Here is an 18,270-nt window from a genome sequence, read left to right as displayed (position 1 = left end):
TGACTGACACAACCCCGCGCAAAAACTGGCTCTATTCAGAATGGCAAATGCCTCCCTATTGTAAAAACGCATGCACAGCATCCCGAAGACAAATATATCCGGCACGTTACTTGCAGCGTTTTCAGCGTTCCTGGAATGAACCGGTCTGGTCAATCACATAAAGGGTGGCACGATGAAAAAATTACTCAGCAAATATTGTCTTGCAGCTATCGTCGCGATGGCCTTTACCACACACTACGCCGCAGCCAGAGATTTAGCGGAAATTGAAAAGTCGGGCACCTTAAAAGTCGCCACCGAAGATGATTACGCGCCGTTTAATTTTATGACCGACGGGAAAACCGACGGATTTAATAAAGACATGCTCGAAGAGCTGAAGAAATACGCCAAATTTAATGTCGACCAGAGTATTTTGCCGTGGACAGGCCTGCTCGCGGCGGTCTCCACCGGGCAATATGATATGGCATTAACCGGCGCGGTAATAACCGATGAACGACTTAATGTTTTTAATTTCACGCCACCCTGGGCATCGGCGCAGCACTATTTCGTTAAGCGCGCGGGGGATGGCTCATTAAATAGCATTAAAGATTTGAGTGGTAAAAAAGTCGGTGTTCAGGCGGGCAGCGCGCTGCTGGCGCGCTTGCCGGAACTGAAAGCGATGCTGGAGAAAGAGGGCGGGAAACTCGGGCCGGTCGTTGAATATCCGTCCTATCCGGAAGCCTATGCGGATCTGGCGAATAAGCGCCTCGACTACGTGATTAACGTGGTGATTTCTGTCAACGATCTGGTGAAAGCCAAGCCGAAGGTCTTCGCCAAAGGCCTGCCGGTTTCCGGTCCTGGCTACATGGCGTGGCCGATCCCGAAAAACTCGCCGGAACTGCTGGCTTACATGACCAAATTCATGAACCACATGCAGGAAACCGGCAAGCTCAAAGAATTGCAGATGAAATGGTTTGGCGAAACCTACGACAACCTGCCGTCGGAGCCGATTACCAGCGCCGATCAGTTCCACAAATTAGCCGGTTTTTAATGAGTCGCGGCGGGTAACCGCCGCAGGCAAAAAAGGAGGGCAACATGGATTCAATGGCATGGCAGTTACTGATTGAAGGCGCATGGACGACCCTCTGGATCTCCGGTCTGGCGATCGTGTTTGGTGTGATCATCGGGCTGGCGATTGCCTTTATCAGGATGATGAAAATCCCGATTATTGATCAGGTGCTGGTGCTCTATATCAGCCTGGCGCGCGCCACACCGCTGGTTACGCTGGTGCTGTTTCTCTTTTTATCGCTGCCGACGCTCGGCATCAACCTCGATAAAACCCTGGCGGCGATTGTTGCGCTGACGCTCAACACCTCGGCGTTTAACGCGGAAATCTGGCGCAACGCGTTTCGCAACTTTCCGCGCGAGCAGCGCGAAGCCGCCGAATCCGTGGGGATGCGCCGCTGGACCTATTTTCGTTACATCATGCTGCCGCAGATGTGGATCGAAAGCCTGCCTGCGCTGGTCAATGAGATGTCGTTTTTGATCAAAGGCAGCCCGGCCATTGCGGTGATTGGCGTGGTGGATCTGACGCGCGTGACCAACCGCATTTCGTCTGTCACCTATGAACCGCTGTCGCCCATTCTGGCGGCGGGTTTGCTGTATGTGGTCATCATCGGCTGCCTGTTAAAGCTGCAAAGCCTGGCGGAACGCAAAGCGAAACGCCTGGCGCGTTAAGGGCGGGAGGAAGTATGGATCAATGGTCTATTGTCTGGTCGGCGCGGGAGAGTTTTTTCAACGGCCTGCTGGCGACGCTCGAATTATTCCTGATTGCCGCCGTAGCCGGTTTAATTATCGGCATTGTGTTGTGCTACGTGATGGAATATCAACACCGGGTGCTCGACCGGCTGATTATTGCTTTTGTCAGCCTGATGCGCGCGGTGCCTTTTTTAATTCTCGCCTACCTCTTTTATTACGGCCTGCCAGAAATCGGCCTGAGTATGGAGGCGTGGAGTGCCGGATTACTGGCGCTGGTGATTTATCACGGGGCCTATTTCTTTGAGATTTTACGCAGCCAGCGGCGGGTATTTTCCGGCGGTTATATTGAGGCCGCTGTTGCCCAGGGATTCTCTCGCTATAAGGTTTTCCGGCGGATTATTCTGCCTAATATCTTTTCATCATCGCTGCCGCTGTTGGGCAACCAGTTAATTATTTGCCTGAAGGATACGGCTTTTCTGAGCATTATTACCGTGCAGGAAATTACCGCTGCGGCCAACGGCGTGCAGTCCACCTACTTTATTCCGTTTAATGCCTTTATCGTGGCGATTGCGCTCTACTGGGGAATCAGCATTTTGCTGGAACTGTTAATTAAGCGGCTGAGTGTTTACGGCGCGAAAAGAGGAATGAGCCATGCGTGATACCACAGCGGTCAGTGTAAAAAATCTCTCCAAGCAGTTCGATAACGTGGAAGTGCTGCGCGACATCAATCTGACGGTGGAGAAGGGGACGGTGGTGAGCATTCTCGGCTCCTCCGGTTCCGGGAAATCGACGCTGCTGCGCTGCATGAACTGGCTGGAGCAGCCGGATCGCGGCGAAGTGCGCATCAGCGGGCAGCGCATCGGCGTGGACGAAGCCAGCGGCAAGGCGATGTCGCATCGCGATCTCTCCCGCATCCGCGAGCGCGTCGGGATGGTGTTTCAGAGCTTCAACCTCTGGCCGCACCTCACCGTACAGCAAAACGTCACCGAAGCGCTGCTGCATGTGAAAGGCATGAAGCGCGACGAGGCCAACGCCATCGCCCGCCAACAGCTTGAAAAGGTCGGCATGGCGCACAAAGCCGACGTTTACCCCATCACCCTTTCCGGCGGGCAAAAACAGCGCGTGGCCATTGCCCGATCACTGGCGATGTCCCCGGAAGTGCTGCTGTTTGATGAACCGACCTCGGCGCTGGATCCTGAGCTGGTCAACGAAGTGTTAGGCGTGATGAAGTCGCTGGCCGCCGAGGGCTACACCATGGTGGTGGTCACGCACGAAATGGACTTCGCCCGCCAGGTATCGAATGAAGTGGTGTTTCTGGAGAAGGGGTTATTGATCGAAAAAGCCCCGCCGGAGAAGTTCTTCAGCAACCCGGATTCGGAAAGGGTCAGGAAGTTTTTGCAGACGAGCCGCTAGGCACACCCTCACCCCGGCCCTCTCCCTGAGGGAGAGGGAGAAGGGCGGGACTGTGCCCGGTATGAGGGAGAGGGGGAAGGGCGGGACTGTGCCCGGTATGAGGGAGAAAGGCCAAGTCCGCGCTCGATCTGTCCCCTCTCCCTAAGGGAGAGGGTTAGGGTGAGGGTGAAAACCCCCTAATCCCGGTCAATCGCAAACGGCTGCCAGGCCTGGCGCACGGGCATCACTTCCACGCGGTTGATATTCATATGGTCCGGCAGGGTGGCGATATAAAACATCTGTTCAGCGATATCGCGCGCGGTCAGCGGCGTGGTGCCGTTGTAGAGCTTATCGGACGCCGCCTGATCCCCCTTCGTGCGCACCAGCGTAAATTCCGTTTCGGCAATCCCCGGCGCAAGGTCAGTCACGCGCACGCCGGTGCCGAGCAGGTCGCAGCGCAGGTTATAGCTGAACTGCTTCACGAAGGCTTTGGTCGCGCCGTAAACGTGGCTGCCAGGGTACGGCCACTGCCCGGCAATTGAGCCGATGTTAATAATGCTCGCCCCCGCGCCGTGTGCAATCAGCGTCGGCAGCAGGGCGTGCGTCACGTTTACAAGGCCAGTGACGTTGGTGTCGATCATCGTCTGCCAGTCCTGCAAATCGACGTTCTGCGCTGCCTGCGGAGCCAGCGCCAGCCCGGCGTTATTAATCAGCGCCGTCACATCACGAAAGGTCGCGGGCAGGGCGGCGACCGCTTTGGTCACTGCCGCGTTATCGCGCACGTCCAGCTCGATAATATGCACCGGCACATCGTTGCCTAACGTCTCTTTTAACGCTTCAAGACGCGCCAGGCGGCGTCCGCTCAGCACCAGTGCCCAGCCCGCGCGCGCAAACACATGCGCCGCCGCCTCGCCAAAGCCCGACGTTGCTCCCGTAATAAACGCCACTTTTTTTGCTTCAGACATCTCATTCTCCTGTGCTGGTTTATACCGCCACTATAGAAACGCGCGCCGCCATCACACAGAGCCAGTTGTCCCGATACCCTGTGACACCCGTGTCACAACCTTGTAACAGCACTGGCTCTATCTGTCCCTGGGGCGGAGTTGCATGATGAATCCAACAACAATGGGTTGAGAGGAGCAGGGCATGAAACTGGCACTTCAGAACGATATGGCGATAACCAATGACGATGTCCGTCAACTGGACCGTTCTTATGTTTTTCATTCATGGTCAATGCAGGGCAACCTGAACCCGATGGTGATCGCCGGGGCGAAAGGCTGCGAGCTGTGGGATTACGACGGCAACACGTACCTCGATTTCAGCAGCCAGCTGGTGAACGTCAATATCGGCTACCAGCATCCTCGCGTGCTGGCGGCGATGAAGGCGCAACTGGACGAACTGGTCACCATCGCTCCGGCCACCGCAAACCTGGCGCGCGGCGAAGCGGCAAAACGCATTGTCGAACTGGCCCCGAAAGGCTTTAGCAAAGTGTTCTTCACCAACGCCGGGGCGGACGCCAACGAAAACGCGATCCGCATGGCGCGCATGTTCACCGGGCGCGATAAGGTGTTTTCCGCCTACCGCTCCTATCACGGCAACACCGGCAGCGCGATTGCCGCCACCGGCGACTGGCGGCGCGTGCCGAACGAATACTCGCGCGGGCACGTGCATTTCTTTAATCCGTATCTCTACCGCAGCGAATTTAACGCCACCACGGAAGAAGAAGAGTGCGCCCGCGCGCTGGCGCATCTGCGGCGGATGATTGAAGTGGAAGGGCCAAACGCTATCGCCGCGATCCTGCTGGAATCCATTCCCGGCACGGCGGGGATTCTGGTGCCGCCAAAAGGCTACATGCAGGGCGTGCGCGAACTGGCGACCGAGTTCGGCATTATGCTGATCCTCGACGAAGTGATGGCCGGATTTGGCCGCACCGGGAAGTGGTTTGCTTTTGAGCATGACGGTATCGTGCCGGATCTGATCACCTTCGCCAAAGGCGTCAACGCCGGTTATGTCCCCGCAGGCGGGGTGCTGATTTCAGAGCCAATTGCCCGCTACTTTGACGATCATTTCTTTGCCGGGGGCTTGACCTATTCCGGGCATCCGCTGGCGATGGCCGCGATTGTGGCGACGCTTGACGCGATGAAAGAAGAAAAGGTGGTTGAGAACGCGGCGGCCATCGGCGACGGCGTGCTGCGTCCGGGGCTGGAGGCACTGGCGGAGAAACACCCGCTGGTAGGCCACGTGCGCGGCGTCGGGCTGTTCCAGGCGATGGAGCTGGTGACCAGTCGCGAGAAGAAAACCCCGGTGACGGCGGCGGATATGGCGAAGATCAAAACCGCGCTGGTGAACGCCGGGCTGCTCCCGTTCGTGGTGGAAAACCGTATCCACGTGGTGCCGCCCTGCACGGTGAGCGCAGAGCAGGTGCAACAGGGGCTGGCGATTTTTGACCGGGTGCTGGGGGAGTTTGCGGGGCTGGTGGGGTAGAGGTGGTTTCACCCTCACCCCGGCCCTCTCCCTGAGGGAGAGGGAGAAAGGCGTGTCCGCGCTCGATCTGTCCCCTCTCCCCTGGGGAGAGGGCTAGGGTGAGGGGTGTTCACTCATCCTGTGCTCACCCCTTTCCAGCGCCTCGCGGTCAAAAAACCGCTGGATCACGCCCCCGGCCATAAACGCCGCTCGGTCTGACATGTGGGCGATCACATCTGCGTCGTGGCTGACCAGCAAATAAGTCATCTGATGCTCCTGCTTCAGCCGGTTCAGCAGATTCAAAATCTCCGCCTGCACTGACATATCCAGCGCCGAGGTCGGCTCATCAAGCAGCAAAATCTTCGGCCTTAGCGACAGCGCGCGGGCTATCGCTACGCGCTGGCGCTGCCCGCCGGAGAGCTGGTGCGGGTAACGCGCGGCGGCGTCGGCGCTCAGGCCGACCTCCTGAAGCGCCGTTTTCACCCGTGCGTCAATCTGCGTTTCGCCGTGGATTTTCAGCGGTTCCGCCAGCGTGCGGTAGATCGTGTGATTGGGATGCAGCGAGGCGTACGGGTCCTGAAACACCATCTGCACATTGCGGCGCAGCGCGCCCTGAAAACGCACGGCGGGTTTAACAGGCTCACCAAACAGCGCCACGCGCCCCTGCCATTCGCGCTGCAACCCCGCCAGCACGCGCAGCAGGGTGGATTTGCCGCAGCCGGATTCACCGATCAGGCTGAAAGTCTCACCCGCCGCAACACTAAAACTGGCTGCCGACACCGCCGTTTTCTCGCCAAACACCACCTGCACGTTTTCAATTTCAACGATATTCATCATTCATCTCCGCGCGGTTGAGCGTCGGCAGCATCTGCCCGTAAGTCCCGGCGTTCGGGCGGCAGGTCCACAGCGTTTGCGTGTACGGGTGCGTCGCCTGCGCCAGATCGCCCGCCGCCATTTCATCGACTTTTTCGCCCTGATACATCACCAGCACCCGGTGGCAGTGCTGCGCCACCAGCGGTAAATCGTGGCTGATAAGCAGCATCGCCATATTGCGCTGGTCGCACTGTGCCACCAGAAGTTCGAGGATCTGGTTACGCAGCCGGGCGTCGAGCGCGGACGTGGGTTCGTCGGCAATCAGCACGCGCGGGTTGTTGATCAGCGCAATGGCGATCATCACCCGCTGCCCCATGCCGCCGGAGAGCTCGCCCGGATAGCGGTTTAACACCGCCTCGTTAAGCCCCACCGCCAGCACCGCCTCACGGATGCGATCCCGGCGCTCGGCGCGGCTGACCCGCTGGTGCAGCGTCAGCGCTTCTTCAATTTGCGCGAACACCGTTTTCACCGGGTTAAGCGCGTAGCGCGGGTCCTGCAACACCATCGCAATCCCGTTGCCGCGAAGCTGTCGCCAGCCGCGCGGGGTTTGCGTCAGCAGATCCTCGCCCAGCACGCTAAGCTGCGTGGCGCTGACCACGCCGGGTTTGCGCACCAGTCCCATTAATGCACGGGCGGTCATGGATTTGCCGGAGCCGGATTCGCCCACCAGCGCCAGCCGCTCGTTGCCGAGGGTAAAACTTAAATTTTTCACCACCCGTGAACCGGGGTAATCGATATTCAGTCCCTGAACGCAGACGTTGTTGTCAGTCATGTTGCGGCTCCAGTACGTCGCGCAGGCCGTCGCCCAGCAGGTTAAACGCCAGGCTTGCGATAAGAATGATCCCGCCGGGTGCGGCGGCAATCCACCACTGATCGAAAATCACCTGCATCCCGTCGGCGATCATCGCGCCCCATTCCGCCATCGGCGGGCGTGCGCCGAGGCCGAGAAAACCGAGTCCGGCGGCGGCCAGAATAATCCCCGCCAGATCCAGCGCCAGCCGCACAATCGCAGATGGCAGGCACAGAGGTAAAATGTGGCCGATAAGCAGCCGCCAGCCGCGAATGCCCATCATCTCCGAGGCGGCTAAATAGTCGCTGTGGCGCAGGCGCTGAATTTCGCTGCGGGCCTGGCGCGCGTAGGCAGGCCAGGTAGTGAGCGCCAGTGCCAGCGCGCCGTTGACCAGCCCCGGCCCCAGCATGGCGACAAAAGCGAAGGCTAAGATCAGGCGCGGCATTGACATCACCACGTCGGTAAAACGCATCAGCACGCGCTCCAGCCAGCCGCCGTAATAGCCCGACAAAATCCCTACCAGCAGTCCGGCGGGCAGGGTGATGATGGTCACCAGCGCCACCAGCCCCAGCGCCGGGCGGGTGCCGTAAATCAGACGCGACAGCAGATCACGCCCGTAGCTGTCAGTGCCAAGCCAGTGCTGCGCGCCCGGTGCCTGGAGGCGCGCGGCGGCGTCCTGCCAGTTGGGATCGTGCGGGGCAAGGAGTGGCGCAAACAGCGCAATCAGTAACAGAAGCAGGACAATCGCCAGCCCTGTAAAGGCGGCGGGGGAGCGGCGCAGACGGCGCAGGAAAAGGGAAGTCGGCATCAGCGTACTCTCGGATCGGTCAGGCGCACCAGCAGGTCGGTGAGGTTATTGATCAGCACAAAGCTCACGCCGATAAGCAGCGTGCCGCCCATGATGGCGGTGGTATCGCCGGCAAACAGCGCGGTGGTGAGATAGCGCCCGATGCCCGGCCAGGAGAAGACCGTTTCGGTCAGCACCGCGCCTTCGAGCATACTGGTGTACGCCAGCGCGATAACCGTCAGCAGGGTGCCGCGAATGTTCGGCAGAACGTGACGCAGCAGGATCGTCATCTCACCCGCGCCTTTGGCCCGCGCCAGCAAAATGTACTCTTTGTTCATCTCGCTCAGGCAGGCCGAGCGCGTCAGGCGGGTGATGCTCGCCAGCGAATAATAGGCCAGCAGCAGCACCGGCAAAATCAGGTGGCTGATGGCATTTTTGAACGCCTCGCGATCGCCGGAAAGCCAGGTGTCAATCAGCGCAAAACCGGTGCGCGGCTCGACGGTGTACTGGTAGATGTCATCCAGCCTGCCGGGACCGGCGCTCCACTGCAACCTGGCGTAGAACAGCGCCAGCATCAGCAGGCCGAGCCAGAAAATCGGCACAGAATTACCGAGCAGGGTGAAGGTGCGCACCGCCAGATCCCACGGCGACCCGGCAAAACGCGCGCACAGCACGCCCGCGATCACCCCGAGCAGCGCCCCGACAATCAGCGCCAGGGTGGCGAGTTCAAGGGTGGCGGGGAAGGCGGAAAGTAGATCCTGCAACACCGGCTGCCCGGTGGCGCTGGCGGTGCCTAAATCGCCGTGCAGGAGATCGAGCAGATAGTGCCAGAACTGCACCGGCAACGGCCTGTCGAGTCCAAGCTGGTGGCGCACCTGATCGTACGTGGACTGGCTGGCGTGATCGCCGACGATTTGCAGCACCCGGTCAACGGGCGAGAACGCCGAGAGCGCGAACGTGACCAGCAGCAGGCCGAGCAGGGTGAGCGCGAGGGTGAGGAGCGATTGCAGGCAGCGCCTGAAGATGTCTGGCATGGGTGACTCTTGTTATGTGTTGAAAATTACTTTTACCCTCACCCTAACCCTCTCCCTGAGGGAGAGGGGACAGATCGAGCGTGGACTCGCCTTTCTCCCTCTCCCTGAGAGAGGGCCCGCTTTTCCCCCTCTCCCTTAGGGAGAGGGCCGGGGTGAGGGGGCAGGTGAAAAGGAAAACCCTTACTTCGTCACCTTGTCATACCACACCATATCCGCATTCAGACCTTGCTGATATCCCTTCACATTCTCGCGCACCACGATCTGCGTTTTGCCCTGGTCGACAAACACATACGGCGAATTGTGCTGCAACTCTTCCTGCATTTTCTTATACAGATCAAGGCGCTTCGCTGCGTCCGGTTCGGCGACCGCCGCTAACGTCTGCTTGCTCAGTTCCGGGATTTTCCAGCCGTTAAGACCCGCCACGGTACTGGCTTTGCCGTCGTTATAGACGAAGGCGCTGGCGTTGGAATGGGCGTCGAAATAGTCCGGGATCCACAGACGGATCGCCGCCTGATGCTGCTTCGCACGCACGCGGGCGTAAACCTGGCTGCCCGCCGCAGGCAGCAGATCCACCTTCACGCCGCCCTGGGCAAAGCTCGCCTGCATCGACTGGGCGATGGTGATAAACGGCGCTTTGTTTTCCACATCGAGCGTGAAGTGCGCATCTTTGATGCCCGCTTTCGCCAGAATTTCTTTGGCTTTCGCCGGATCGAATTTGAACGGGTTATCTTCCAGCGCGCCCGGCAGACCGACCGGCAGGAAGCTCTGATGAATGAAATATTGCCCTTTCAGCAGATCTTTGGTGATGCCTTCATAATCCACCAGCCAGCGCGAGGCTTCCCAGAATGCCGGGTTGTTCAGCAGCGGATTGGCGCTGTTCCCGGCGTTAAACACCAGGTAGTTCTGCTCGGCAGACGGGATGCTCAGCACCTCGACGCCTTTTTTGCCCTGCAGGGCGCTGATTTGATCGGCACCGAGATCGCGGGCCACGTCCGCGTCACCCTGATCAATCAGCAGACGGCGTGAAGCCGGGTCCGGGACGTTTTTGATGATGATATTTTTCATCTTCGGTGCGCCGCCGACCGCCAGTTCGTTGGCGTCGAGCACGATGGCCTGATGCGGCTGATAGACGCGCATTTTGTACGCGCCGCTGCCCGCCGAGTGCATTTTCAGCCAGCCGTTGCCGAAGTCATCGCCTTTAATATTCGCCGACACCAGCTTCTCATCGACAATAGAGGCGATCGGGGTGGAAAGAATATTGAGCGCCACCGCCGGGCTGACGTCTGCCGTCCAGCTCAGTTGCAGGGTGTGATCGTCGATTTTCTTAAGCTGATTTTTGATGTTATCCGGCTGCCAGCCGAGCACGTTCAGAATAAACGCCGGGGATTTGTTGAGCGTCACCGCGCGCTGATAAGAGAAGATCACATCTTCCGGGCGCAGCGGATTGCCGGAGGCAAATTTGGCGTCCGGGCGCAGTTTAACGGTCAGCGTTTTTGCTGCGGCATCGGCCTGCCAGCTTTCGGCGAGGATCGGGTTTACTTTTTCAGGGTTGTCACGGTCAGGCTGCACCAGGCGCTGATAGAGGCTCGGCACGGTCTGGATGCTGGAAAGCTCGTTGGCTTCGGCGGGATCAAGGCTGACGATATCGTCCAGCCCCTGGGCCACCACCAGCGTGTTCGGCGGTGTGGCAGCATGACTGGTCGCTGACAGCGCAGCCAGCATCATTAACGGCAGCAATTTCTTGATCATGAGCAATCCCTGTAAAGTAATGTAATCAGTGAGTAAGCCGATACGTTAGGGCGCGAAGAGATTTACGGAAAGTCTTAATTCGACTTAACTTATGCGAAAAAGGCATAAGGCATGAAGAAAGGGGATAAGGGGGGACCCTCACCCCGACCCTCTCCCTGAGGGAGAGGGGGAAAGGAGGGCCTGTGCTCGAACTTAGGGAGAGGGGAAAGGCGGGTCCGTGCTCGATCTCAGGTAGAGTGGGAAAGGCGGGGCCGCGCTCGATCTGTCCCCTCTCCCTGAGGGAGAGGGTTAGGGTGAGGGTGGGTGTACCTGACTTAAAACTAATGTCCCCGCGCCAGCCCTACCGCGTGCTGCCATTCGTGCCAGCGTTTTTGCAGTCGCCCGTGGCGCGCCATGTCGGGCGTAAACGTCACGTGCTCCGGCAGATACTGCCGCAGTTCCGTGCATTCCAGGCCCAGCAGCGCTTTGCGGGCCAGTAGCGCGGCACCCATCGCAGACAGCTCCGCCACGTCGCTGCGCAGCACCGGGCAGCCGAGCAGGTCGGCCTGGTATTGCATCAGCCAGTCGTTTTTCGTCGGGCCGCCGTCCACCATCAGCGCTTTTAGCGAGAAATCCCCCTGCTGGCGCATCGCCACCACCACATCGGCAATCTGATAGGTGATGGATTCCAGCGCCGCGCGGATCAGGTGCGCGCGCGTCACACCCCGGCTTAACCCGTGGATCAACCCGCGGGCGTTTTCATCCCACCAGGGCGCGCCGAGGCCGGTGAGTGCCGGGACAAAATAGACGCCCAGGGTCGAGTCTACTGAGGCGGGAAGCTGGCTTAACGCCTGGGCTAAATCGGCGGCGGGCAGTTCACTCAGTCCCGTGCTGTCGGCCATCCACGCCACCGCGTCACCGGTGTGCGGAATATTGCCCTCCAGCCCGTAAACCAGCCGCTCGCCGTCGTGCCAGGCCACGGTGGTCGCCAGCGCTTTCACGTCGCACTGGGCGGAACTCACCGGGGCCATCACCGACGAACCGGTGCCGTAAGTGGCTTTCACGCAGCCCGCCGCCCCTAAACCGTGGGCAAACAGCGCGGCGTGGGAATCGCCAATCATCGCCATGATCGGAAGATCATCGGGAATGCCCGCCAGCCCGCGCGTGACGCCAAAAAGCCCGCTGGAGGGACGGATTTCCGGCAGCGCCGCGCGGGGTATGCCAAACAGCGCCAGCATCTCGTCGTCCCACTCGCCGCGCGCCACGTTTAACAGTTGCGTGCGCGAGGCGTTGGAATGATCGCAGCAAAACGCCTCGCCCTGGGTCAGGTGCCACAGCAGCCAGCTGTCCACCGTGCCGAGGCAAATCTCACCCTGGGCGGCGAGCGACTCGCCGTTAGGGATCGACTGCAACAGCCAGCGCATTTTCGAGGCGGAAAACAGCGGTGCGACGGGCAGCCCGGTCACGGCTTTGATCTGCGCCTCGTGCCCCTGCTCGCGCAGGGTCTGGCAAAAATCAGCGGTGCGCGAGCACTGCCAGGTGATCGCCGGGCCAACGGGCTTTCCGCTGGCGCGATACCAGCCGACGGCGGTTTCCCGCTGATTGCTGATGGCCAGCGCCGCCACGCGGTCACTGCCTACTGCGGCAATCGCCTGTGCGAGCACCGCAAGCGTGGCTTCCAGCAGCAGCGTGGCGGGCTGTTCCACCCAGCCTTCGCGCGGCGTCTGGATCGACAGCGGGTGGGAAAACTTCGCCACCACCTGTCCGTTACCGTCAATCGCCACGGCTTTGGCGTTGGTCGTGCCCTCGTCGAGCGCGATAATGATCTCTTTCTCAGCCGACACGGTGTGCCTCCGGCGCTTAGCGGTGCAGGTAGGTGTGAACGCCGAGATAGCGGTTGAACGCTTCTTCCAGCACGTCTGCGCTGGCAGAATGGTTCATCGCCACGTGGTGTTCAAAACCGTTACGGCAGATCCAGTTGAGCAGGTTTTCCAGGTGCGGGACCTGGATCACCGCGCGGCAGCCCACGGTGTCGAGCGGATCGTCCACCGACTGACCCTGGCCGACGTAGGCTTTGATTTCCCCGGTCAGATCGTCGGTGCTCAGGCGGAAGTAGGTCAGATCGCCCGATTTCAGGCGACCATGTACCGCGCCGCAGGTGTTCTCTTTGCCGACGGTGGTGCCGATGATGTCGGCGGTGCCCATGTGCGGATTTTCGAGGCTTTCAGCGGCGAAGTTACCGCAGTGGAACAGCACGCATTTGTCGCGTTCGTCGCCGAAGTTGTTGTTCCAGTCGGCGATGGAGGCCGGGCTCATGTTGCTGCTGGCGAGTGCGTACATGGAGAGCGCGCCCATCACATCCACTTCGCAGGCGCTCGGCATCAGGTTGCCGGACATCACGCTCATGATCGAACAGACGTTAATGCCGAGGTTTTCCTGCAATGAGGTCCAGCACTGGATGGCGGTGGTGTCGATGTCGTTGGCGATCACCCATTCGCTGATCACCACAAACAGTTTCGCCATCGTCACCAGTTTTTCCGGCGGGATGCCGCTGGCGTCGGCGTTGTCGATCAATATCCGGCGCTTTTCATCGACGCGAATGTCGTCATCGCGGAGCGTTTTGATGCGGGTAAAGACTTCAGAGAGATCCAGCGTTTCGACGGCGATGCCTAAACGTTCGAGTAATTTTTCGCTGTAGCGCACGGTATTAAAGCCCGCCGGGCGCGCACCAATCGCCCCCACACGCACGCCGCGCATACTGCTCACCACGCGGCAGATCTGCTCGAAGCGTCTGAGATCTTTTTCAAAGACCTCGCCGCCCAGATCGCAGACGTGCTGGGTGGTGAGGGTGAAGGGAATACCGTACTGGCGCAGGTTGTTGCACAGGGAGATTTTGCCGCAGAAGCTGTCGCGGCGGGTCGCCAGCCCCATTTTGTCCAGATTATCCTCTTGCGCCTGCACCAGCACCGGCACGTTCAGCCCGGAAAGACGCAGGGTTTCCGCCACCGCTTTTTCATCGCCAAAGTTGGGCAGCAGCACCACGACGCCGTGGATCGCATCGCGGTGAGCGCGGAACAGTTCGGCGCACACTTTCGCGTCCTGGCGCGTTTCCACGCCGCCCAGTTCGGTCTGGGTGTCGTTGAGCATCACGGTATTAATGCCCAGGCGGTCAAACAGCGCGACGGCCTGCTCGCGCGCTTCGGCGACCAGATAGCTGGGGAAAAATCCCCGGTTACCGATGATGACGCCCATGGTCAGTTGCTGAGGAATTCGGGACATTGGTTTATCTCCAGTAAGAAGTTCAGTCTGTTTTTATTGTTTTGCGTTAAGAAGCGCGGTGGCGTTTTTCACCACCCCGGCGGCGTCAATTTCATGGCGCGCGCGGGTTGAGGCGCGGTCGGCGGCGATGGCGTACTGCCCGTCGGCAATTCCCAGACGGCGCAGCGGGATAGCGCATCCGGCTTCCGCCAGCACTTCCGCCACCAGGCTGCCTACGCCGCCGTTGACGTTGTGTTCTTCGACGCTGACCACCGCTTTGCACGATTTGAGGGCGTCTAAAAGCTGTGACGTATTACAGGGACGAATAGACGGTACACTGATAACCGAAGCGCTAATACCGGCATCCGCCAGTTGTGTGGCAGCATCGACAATTTCGTGCACCGTCGATCCCATCGCCACCAGCGCGATATCACTGCCTTCGCGCAGAATATCGATGTTGCCGGGGGCAAACTGGTAGCTGTCGTCGTGCAGCTCCGGCAGGTTTTTCCCGTCGAGTCGGATATACACCGGGCCAATATGTTCCAGCGCGTAATCAATGATCTGCCGACACTCAACCGGGCAGGAGGGGGCGTAGATTTCAATGTTGCCGAAGCCGCGCAGCACGGAGATGTCGTCGATGCTGTGATGGGTGCTGGCCAGTGGGCCGTAACTCGCCCCGGCGTTGAGGCCGAACAGCTTGACGTTGGTGTTGTTGTAGCAAATATCGACTTTGATCTGCTCGTTGGCGCGGGAGATCAAAAACGGCGCGGCGTTACAGGTGACGGCGATTTTGCCGCCAATGGCCAGGCCCGCCGCGGTGCCCACCAGCGTCTGTTCAGCGATGCCGACATTCACCAGCCGGCCAGGGAATTTCTTCACAAACGGCGAGATTTTGGCGGTTGAGGTGGAATCTGCCACTACCGGCACCAGATCCACGCCGCGATCGACCGCGTCAATAAACGCATTCACCATTACCGTGGCGAGGTGTTCGCTGTTACTCATCTTTTAATTCCTCCAGCGCCAGTTCAATTTCTTCACCTTTCGGTACCCGGTGATGCCACTCCGGTCGCCCCTGAATAAAGGAGACGCCCGCGCCTTTGGCGGTGTACGCAATCACCACATGCGGTTTACCGGCAGGCGTCAGCCCTTCGAGGGTGCTCACCACGTCGGCCATGTCGTTGCCTTTGCATTCGGTGACCTGCATACCGAAGGCGCGCCATTTCTCATCCAGCGGATCGGTGTTCATGATCTCTTTGGTTGGCCCGGCCAGTTGCAGGCTGTTTTTGTCGTTAATAATGATCAGGTTGTCGAGCTGGTAATGGGCCGCGACCAGCGCCGCTTCCCAGTTGCTGCCTTCCGCCAGTTCGCCGTCGCCGGTCACCACAAAGACGCGGCGTTTGCTGTTGCTGCGTTTGGCCGCCAGCGCAATGCCCACCGCGACCGGCAGACCATGCCCCAGCGCGCCGGTGTTGAGTTCAATCCCCGGCGTTTTGTGTTTAACCGGGTGGCCGGGCAGGTGCGAATCGGCATGTTGATAGGTGGAGAGCCACTCGACGGGGATAAACCCGGCTTCCGCCAGCACGCAGTAATAACCGCCCACCGCGTGGCCTTTCGACTGGATGTAAATGTCGCGCTCGTCGCTATCAATAAGATCCGGCGAGCAGTTAAGAATGCGGAAGTAGAGCGCGGTGAGCAGCTCGACCTGGGATAAATCAGCGCCCGTATGCCCGCCTGCCGGGCTTTCGGCGTTCAGCACGATGATGCGACGGCGTACCGCGCGTGCCTTCTTTTCAAGCTCAATAACAGAGAGCGAAAACGGATTCATAAAGTACCTCTTGAATGTTTAATCTGGTGTGAATAAATATTCCAGTAGCCTGTGAGCTTACGCCTGAGCGGGAAACTGACCGGGGAGAGTGACAATCCTGGTGGGTTTTCGCTTACTCAGAATAAATATTCACTACTGATTTATTATTCATGGTTAAAGATATGCTTGCTTTTCGGGTTTGTCTACGCTTTGTGCGGGCAATTTTTTGACATGAGAAAAGGATCACACTCATTGCTGAAAGCGGATCGTTCGTGTGCTTGTTATTTATTCAGCCTTGAATAAAAATACTGAAAGCCGAATCAAGGGGAAAAGTATGTCTAAACAGGATGAGCAGCGCTTACTGGTCAGGATCGCCACACTCTATTACAGCGAAAACAAAAAGCAGTCGGAGATTGCCTCGCTGCTGCACCTCTCGCAGTCGTTCGTCTCGCGGGCGCTGACGCGCTGCCAGAAAGAGGGCTTAGTTAAAATTACCGTCGTCCAGCCGACCAATATTTTCGTCTCGCTGGAAAAAGCGCTGGAGCAACAGTACGGCATCCGCCAGGCGATTGTCGTCGATGTGGGCGAGGAGCCGACCGTTGCGGCGATCAAACACGCCATCGGCAGCGCGGCGGCGCACTATGTGGAAACGCGCCTGCGCCCGGAAGATTTAGTCGGGATCTCCTCCTGGAGCAGCACCATCCGCGCGATGGTTGATGAAATGCACCCGCAGAATATCCGTGCGGCGGGCGTGATTCAACTGCTCGGTGGCGTCGGCCCCAACGGAAACGTGCAGGCGACCATTCTCACCCAACAGCTTGCCGCACACCTCGGCTGCCCGGCCTGGCTGCTGCCCTCCCAGAGTATCGAACATTCGGTGGAGGAGCGCGCGCGCCTGGTCAACAGCCCGGACGTGGCGGCGGTAGTGGCGAAGTTTGAAGAAGTGGACGTGGCGATTGTCGGCATTGGCGAACTGGAGCCGTCGCAACTGCTGAAAAACTCCGGCAACTACTACACCGAGGAGATGTTAACCCTGCTTTCTTCGCGCGGTGCGGTAGGGGACATCTGCCTGCATTATTACGATGCGGCGGGGGAGCCGGTCCTGACCGACGATGAAGATCCGGTGATTGGCATGGAGCTTTCGCAGATCCGCGCCTGTAAGCAGGTGATCGCGCTGGCGGGCGGGCTGGATAAACGTAACGCTATTCTCGGCGCGCTCAAGGGCAATTACATTGACGTATTAATCACCGACTACCCCACCGCCAGAGAATTAATCAAAGCATGACGCGACCTTACGGGCGGAAGAAAAAAATGTCTGCGGGCATTTAATTTTTCCGCCGGCGGGTCGCTTTAGTTCTGCATCTCGACTGAGACTTCATTCATTCAAGGAGCAGGACCATGTTATCGATTAATACCAATGCCGCCTCTATGGCGGCAGTGAACGCCATCAACACCAGCAACGCCTCCCTCAGCCAGTCCATGGAACGCCTGGCGACCGGCAACCGCATCAACTCTTCAGCCGACGACGCGGCGGGCAAGCAGATTGCCAACCGTCTGAACGCACAGGCCAGCGGCATGAGCGTTGCCCAGCGCAATATCTCCGACGCCACTGCGATGCTGCAAACTGCCGACGGTATGTTTGACGAGATGAACGACATTCTGGGTCGTATGAAAGACCTCTCCACGCAGGCTGCCAACGGCACGTACAGCGATGACGACCGTGCGGCGATGCAGTCCGAGTTCGACGAACTGGGTCAGGAAATGTCCGACATGCTGCAAAATACCACGTACGGCGGCACTAACCTGTTCAACGGCCCGTCAGGTCTGTTCTCCAGCACCTCCGGCGTGACCTTCCAGGTCGGTTCCGAATCCACTGACCAGATGACCGTCAATATTTCTTCCGATCTGACCGGTCTGGTGTCCGATCTGTCTGACCTGAGCGCAGCCTTCAGTGACGACCAGGCGGGCACTGCGGGTACCAGCGGCACGGAACTGATGTCTTCTGCCTCTGCCACTGCGACTATCAGCGCGATTCAGGGCGCGATGACCGATATCGGCAAGATCCAGTCCACCCTGGGTGCGTCTATTAACCGCCTGAACGATACCGCGGCAAACCTCCAGAGCATGCAGGACAACACCAACGTGGCGATCGGTAACATCATGGATACCGACTACGCGGCGGAAGCGTCCAACATGTCGAAAGAGCAGGTGCTGATGCAGACCAGTATCAGCATGCTGAAGCAGTCGAACAGTATGTCCGGGATGGTGTCCAGCCTGCTGCAGTAAGGTGTGGTTTTACCCTCACCCCGGCCCTCTCCCTCAGGGAGAGGGTGAAAGGCGGGCCTGAGTACGCACTCGGGCAGTCCTCTCTCCCTCAGGGATAGGGTGAACCTGAGTCTGCACTCGG

At 59.2% G+C, this 18,270-nt stretch carries 17 protein-coding genes; 7 read left to right on the top strand and 10 right to left on the bottom strand.

The annotated features are described in order from the left end of the window. Nucleotides 1–172 precede the first annotated feature (172 nt). From BM373_RS07500 to BM373_RS07485, 4 genes are read left to right on the top strand one after another with little or no spacing between them, the layout of a single operon-like run. Nucleotides 173–1,027, top strand: coding sequence for a transporter substrate-binding domain-containing protein (locus tag BM373_RS07500; protein ID WP_090460801.1), 855 nt, complete (start codon nt 173–175; stop codon nt 1,025–1,027). Nucleotides 1,028–1,071: 44 nt separating this feature from the next. Further along, nucleotides 1,072–1,713 (top strand): amino acid ABC transporter permease, encoded by a 642-nt coding sequence (locus tag BM373_RS07495; RefSeq protein ID WP_090460800.1) that lies wholly within the window; start codon nt 1,072–1,074, stop codon nt 1,711–1,713. Between the two features lie 14 nt (nt 1,714–1,727). Next, nucleotides 1,728–2,393 carry an amino acid ABC transporter permease gene (locus BM373_RS07490; RefSeq protein WP_090460799.1) on the top strand — a complete coding sequence of 222 codons (666 nt, stop codon included), beginning with the start codon at nt 1,728–1,730 and terminating at the stop codon, nt 2,391–2,393. Next, the gene (locus tag BM373_RS07485) at nt 2,386–3,147 is read left to right on the top strand and encodes an amino acid ABC transporter ATP-binding protein (RefSeq protein WP_090460798.1); all 762 of its coding nucleotides are present in this window, start codon (nt 2,386–2,388) and stop codon (nt 3,145–3,147) included. Before BM373_RS07490 ends, BM373_RS07485 begins: the two co-directional genes overlap by 8 nt. Nucleotides 3,148–3,323: 176 nt before the next feature. On the opposite strand, the gene BM373_RS07480 is transcribed toward BM373_RS07485, so the two are convergent. Continuing rightward, the gene (locus tag BM373_RS07480) at nt 3,324–4,091 is read right to left on the bottom strand and encodes an SDR family NAD(P)-dependent oxidoreductase (RefSeq protein ID WP_090460797.1); all 768 of its coding nucleotides are present in this window, start codon (nt 4,089–4,091) and stop codon (nt 3,324–3,326) included. Between the two features lie 181 nt (nt 4,092–4,272). Here BM373_RS07480 and BM373_RS07475 point away from each other — a divergent pair, with 181 nt between their 5' ends. Then, entirely contained in the window at nt 4,273–5,610 is a 1,338-nt protein-coding gene (locus BM373_RS07475) for an aspartate aminotransferase family protein (protein ID WP_090460796.1), read from the top strand. Between the two features lie 93 nt (nt 5,611–5,703). Here the strand turns inward: BM373_RS07475 and BM373_RS07470 are convergent, their stop codons facing one another. The 9 genes from BM373_RS07470 to BM373_RS07430 all read right to left on the bottom strand — a co-directional run bounded on the left by BM373_RS07470 (nt 5,704) and on the right by BM373_RS07430 (nt 15,884). Further along, nucleotides 5,704–6,423 carry an ABC transporter ATP-binding protein gene (locus BM373_RS07470; RefSeq protein ID WP_090460795.1) on the bottom strand — a complete coding sequence of 240 codons (720 nt, stop codon included), beginning with the start codon at nt 6,421–6,423 and terminating at the stop codon, nt 5,704–5,706. Further along, nucleotides 6,410–7,234: an ABC transporter ATP-binding protein gene (locus BM373_RS07465; protein WP_090460794.1), complete on the bottom strand. Its 825-nt coding sequence runs from the start codon at nt 7,232–7,234 to the stop codon at nt 6,410–6,412. Before BM373_RS07465 ends, BM373_RS07470 begins: the two co-directional genes overlap by 14 nt. After that, nucleotides 7,227–8,060: an ABC transporter permease gene (locus BM373_RS07460; RefSeq protein WP_090460793.1), complete on the bottom strand. Its 834-nt coding sequence runs from the start codon at nt 8,058–8,060 to the stop codon at nt 7,227–7,229. Before BM373_RS07460 ends, BM373_RS07465 begins: the two co-directional genes overlap by 8 nt. Further along, entirely contained in the window at nt 8,060–9,073 is a 1,014-nt protein-coding gene (locus BM373_RS07455) for an ABC transporter permease (protein WP_090460792.1), read from the bottom strand. The genes BM373_RS07460 and BM373_RS07455 overlap by 1 nt, the downstream gene beginning before the upstream one ends. Nucleotides 9,074–9,253: 180 nt before the next feature. Continuing rightward, nucleotides 9,254–10,822, bottom strand: a complete 1,569-nt coding sequence (locus BM373_RS07450) for an ABC transporter substrate-binding protein (RefSeq protein WP_090460791.1) — start codon at nt 10,820–10,822, stop codon at nt 9,254–9,256. Nucleotides 10,823–11,142: 320 nt separating this feature from the next. Next, the gene (locus tag BM373_RS07445; protein WP_090460790.1) at nt 11,143–12,645 is read right to left on the bottom strand and encodes an FGGY family carbohydrate kinase; all 1,503 of its coding nucleotides are present in this window, start codon (nt 12,643–12,645) and stop codon (nt 11,143–11,145) included. Nucleotides 12,646–12,661: 16 nt separating this feature from the next. Beyond that, nucleotides 12,662–14,080, bottom strand: a complete 1,419-nt coding sequence (locus BM373_RS07440) for an L-fucose/L-arabinose isomerase family protein (RefSeq protein WP_090460789.1) — start codon at nt 14,078–14,080, stop codon at nt 12,662–12,664. A 33-nt stretch (nt 14,081–14,113) separates the two neighbouring features. After that, nucleotides 14,114–15,061, bottom strand: coding sequence for a transketolase family protein (locus BM373_RS07435; protein WP_090460788.1), 948 nt, complete (start codon nt 15,059–15,061; stop codon nt 14,114–14,116). Further along, complete coding sequence (locus BM373_RS07430; protein WP_090460787.1) at nt 15,054–15,884, bottom strand: transketolase; 831 nt, start codon at nt 15,882–15,884, stop codon at nt 15,054–15,056. Before BM373_RS07430 ends, BM373_RS07435 begins: the two co-directional genes overlap by 8 nt. Nucleotides 15,885–16,197: 313 nt before the next feature. On the opposite strand from BM373_RS07430, the gene BM373_RS07425 reads away from it, so the two are divergent. Both BM373_RS07425 and lafA read left to right on the top strand, forming a co-directional pair. Continuing rightward, nucleotides 16,198–17,148: a sugar-binding transcriptional regulator gene (locus BM373_RS07425; protein WP_090460786.1), complete on the top strand. Its 951-nt coding sequence runs from the start codon at nt 16,198–16,200 to the stop codon at nt 17,146–17,148. A gap of 113 nt (nt 17,149–17,261) precedes the next feature. Then, nucleotides 17,262–18,149, top strand: coding sequence for a lateral flagellin LafA (lafA, locus tag BM373_RS07420; protein WP_090460785.1), 888 nt, complete (start codon nt 17,262–17,264; stop codon nt 18,147–18,149). Nucleotides 18,150–18,270 lie beyond the last annotated feature (121 nt).

The organism is Enterobacter sp. kpr-6 (assembly GCF_900116015.1).
In the GTDB taxonomy this organism is placed as follows: Bacteria; Pseudomonadota; Gammaproteobacteria; order Enterobacterales; family Enterobacteriaceae; genus Enterobacter_D.
Note: the sequence above shows the minus strand (reverse complement) of the source record. Positions and strands in the feature narration are given on the sequence as shown.

Excerpts from the sequence above, each read along its gene's own strand:
- BM373_RS07480 (WP_090460797.1), bottom strand. The coding sequence starts at position 4,091 with ATGTCTGAAGCAAAAAAAGTGGCGTTTATTACGGGAGCAACGTCGGGC.
- BM373_RS07495 (WP_090460800.1), top strand. The coding sequence starts at position 1,072 with ATGGATTCAATGGCATGGCAGTTACTGATTGAAGGCGCATGGACGACC.
- BM373_RS07485 (WP_090460798.1), top strand. The coding sequence starts at position 2,386 with ATGCGTGATACCACAGCGGTCAGTGTAAAAAATCTCTCCAAGCAGTTC.
- BM373_RS07425 (WP_090460786.1), top strand. The coding sequence starts at position 16,198 with ATGTCTAAACAGGATGAGCAGCGCTTACTGGTCAGGATCGCCACACTC.
- BM373_RS07475 (WP_090460796.1), top strand. The coding sequence starts at position 4,273 with ATGAAACTGGCACTTCAGAACGATATGGCGATAACCAATGACGATGTC.
- lafA (WP_090460785.1), top strand. The coding sequence starts at position 17,262 with ATGTTATCGATTAATACCAATGCCGCCTCTATGGCGGCAGTGAACGCC.
- BM373_RS07460 (WP_090460793.1), bottom strand. The coding sequence starts at position 8,060 with ATGCCGACTTCCCTTTTCCTGCGCCGTCTGCGCCGCTCCCCCGCCGCC.
- BM373_RS07490 (WP_090460799.1), top strand. The coding sequence starts at position 1,728 with ATGGATCAATGGTCTATTGTCTGGTCGGCGCGGGAGAGTTTTTTCAAC.
- BM373_RS07500 (WP_090460801.1), top strand. The coding sequence starts at position 173 with ATGAAAAAATTACTCAGCAAATATTGTCTTGCAGCTATCGTCGCGATG.
- BM373_RS07465 (WP_090460794.1), bottom strand. The coding sequence starts at position 7,234 with ATGACTGACAACAACGTCTGCGTTCAGGGACTGAATATCGATTACCCC.
- BM373_RS07470 (WP_090460795.1), bottom strand. The coding sequence starts at position 6,423 with ATGAATATCGTTGAAATTGAAAACGTGCAGGTGGTGTTTGGCGAGAAA.
- BM373_RS07435 (WP_090460788.1), bottom strand. The coding sequence starts at position 15,061 with ATGAGTAACAGCGAACACCTCGCCACGGTAATGGTGAATGCGTTTATT.
- BM373_RS07440 (WP_090460789.1), bottom strand. The coding sequence starts at position 14,080 with ATGTCCCGAATTCCTCAGCAACTGACCATGGGCGTCATCATCGGTAAC.
- BM373_RS07455 (WP_090460792.1), bottom strand. The coding sequence starts at position 9,073 with ATGCCAGACATCTTCAGGCGCTGCCTGCAATCGCTCCTCACCCTCGCG.
- BM373_RS07450 (WP_090460791.1), bottom strand. The coding sequence starts at position 10,822 with ATGATCAAGAAATTGCTGCCGTTAATGATGCTGGCTGCGCTGTCAGCG.
- BM373_RS07430 (WP_090460787.1), bottom strand. The coding sequence starts at position 15,884 with ATGAATCCGTTTTCGCTCTCTGTTATTGAGCTTGAAAAGAAGGCACGC.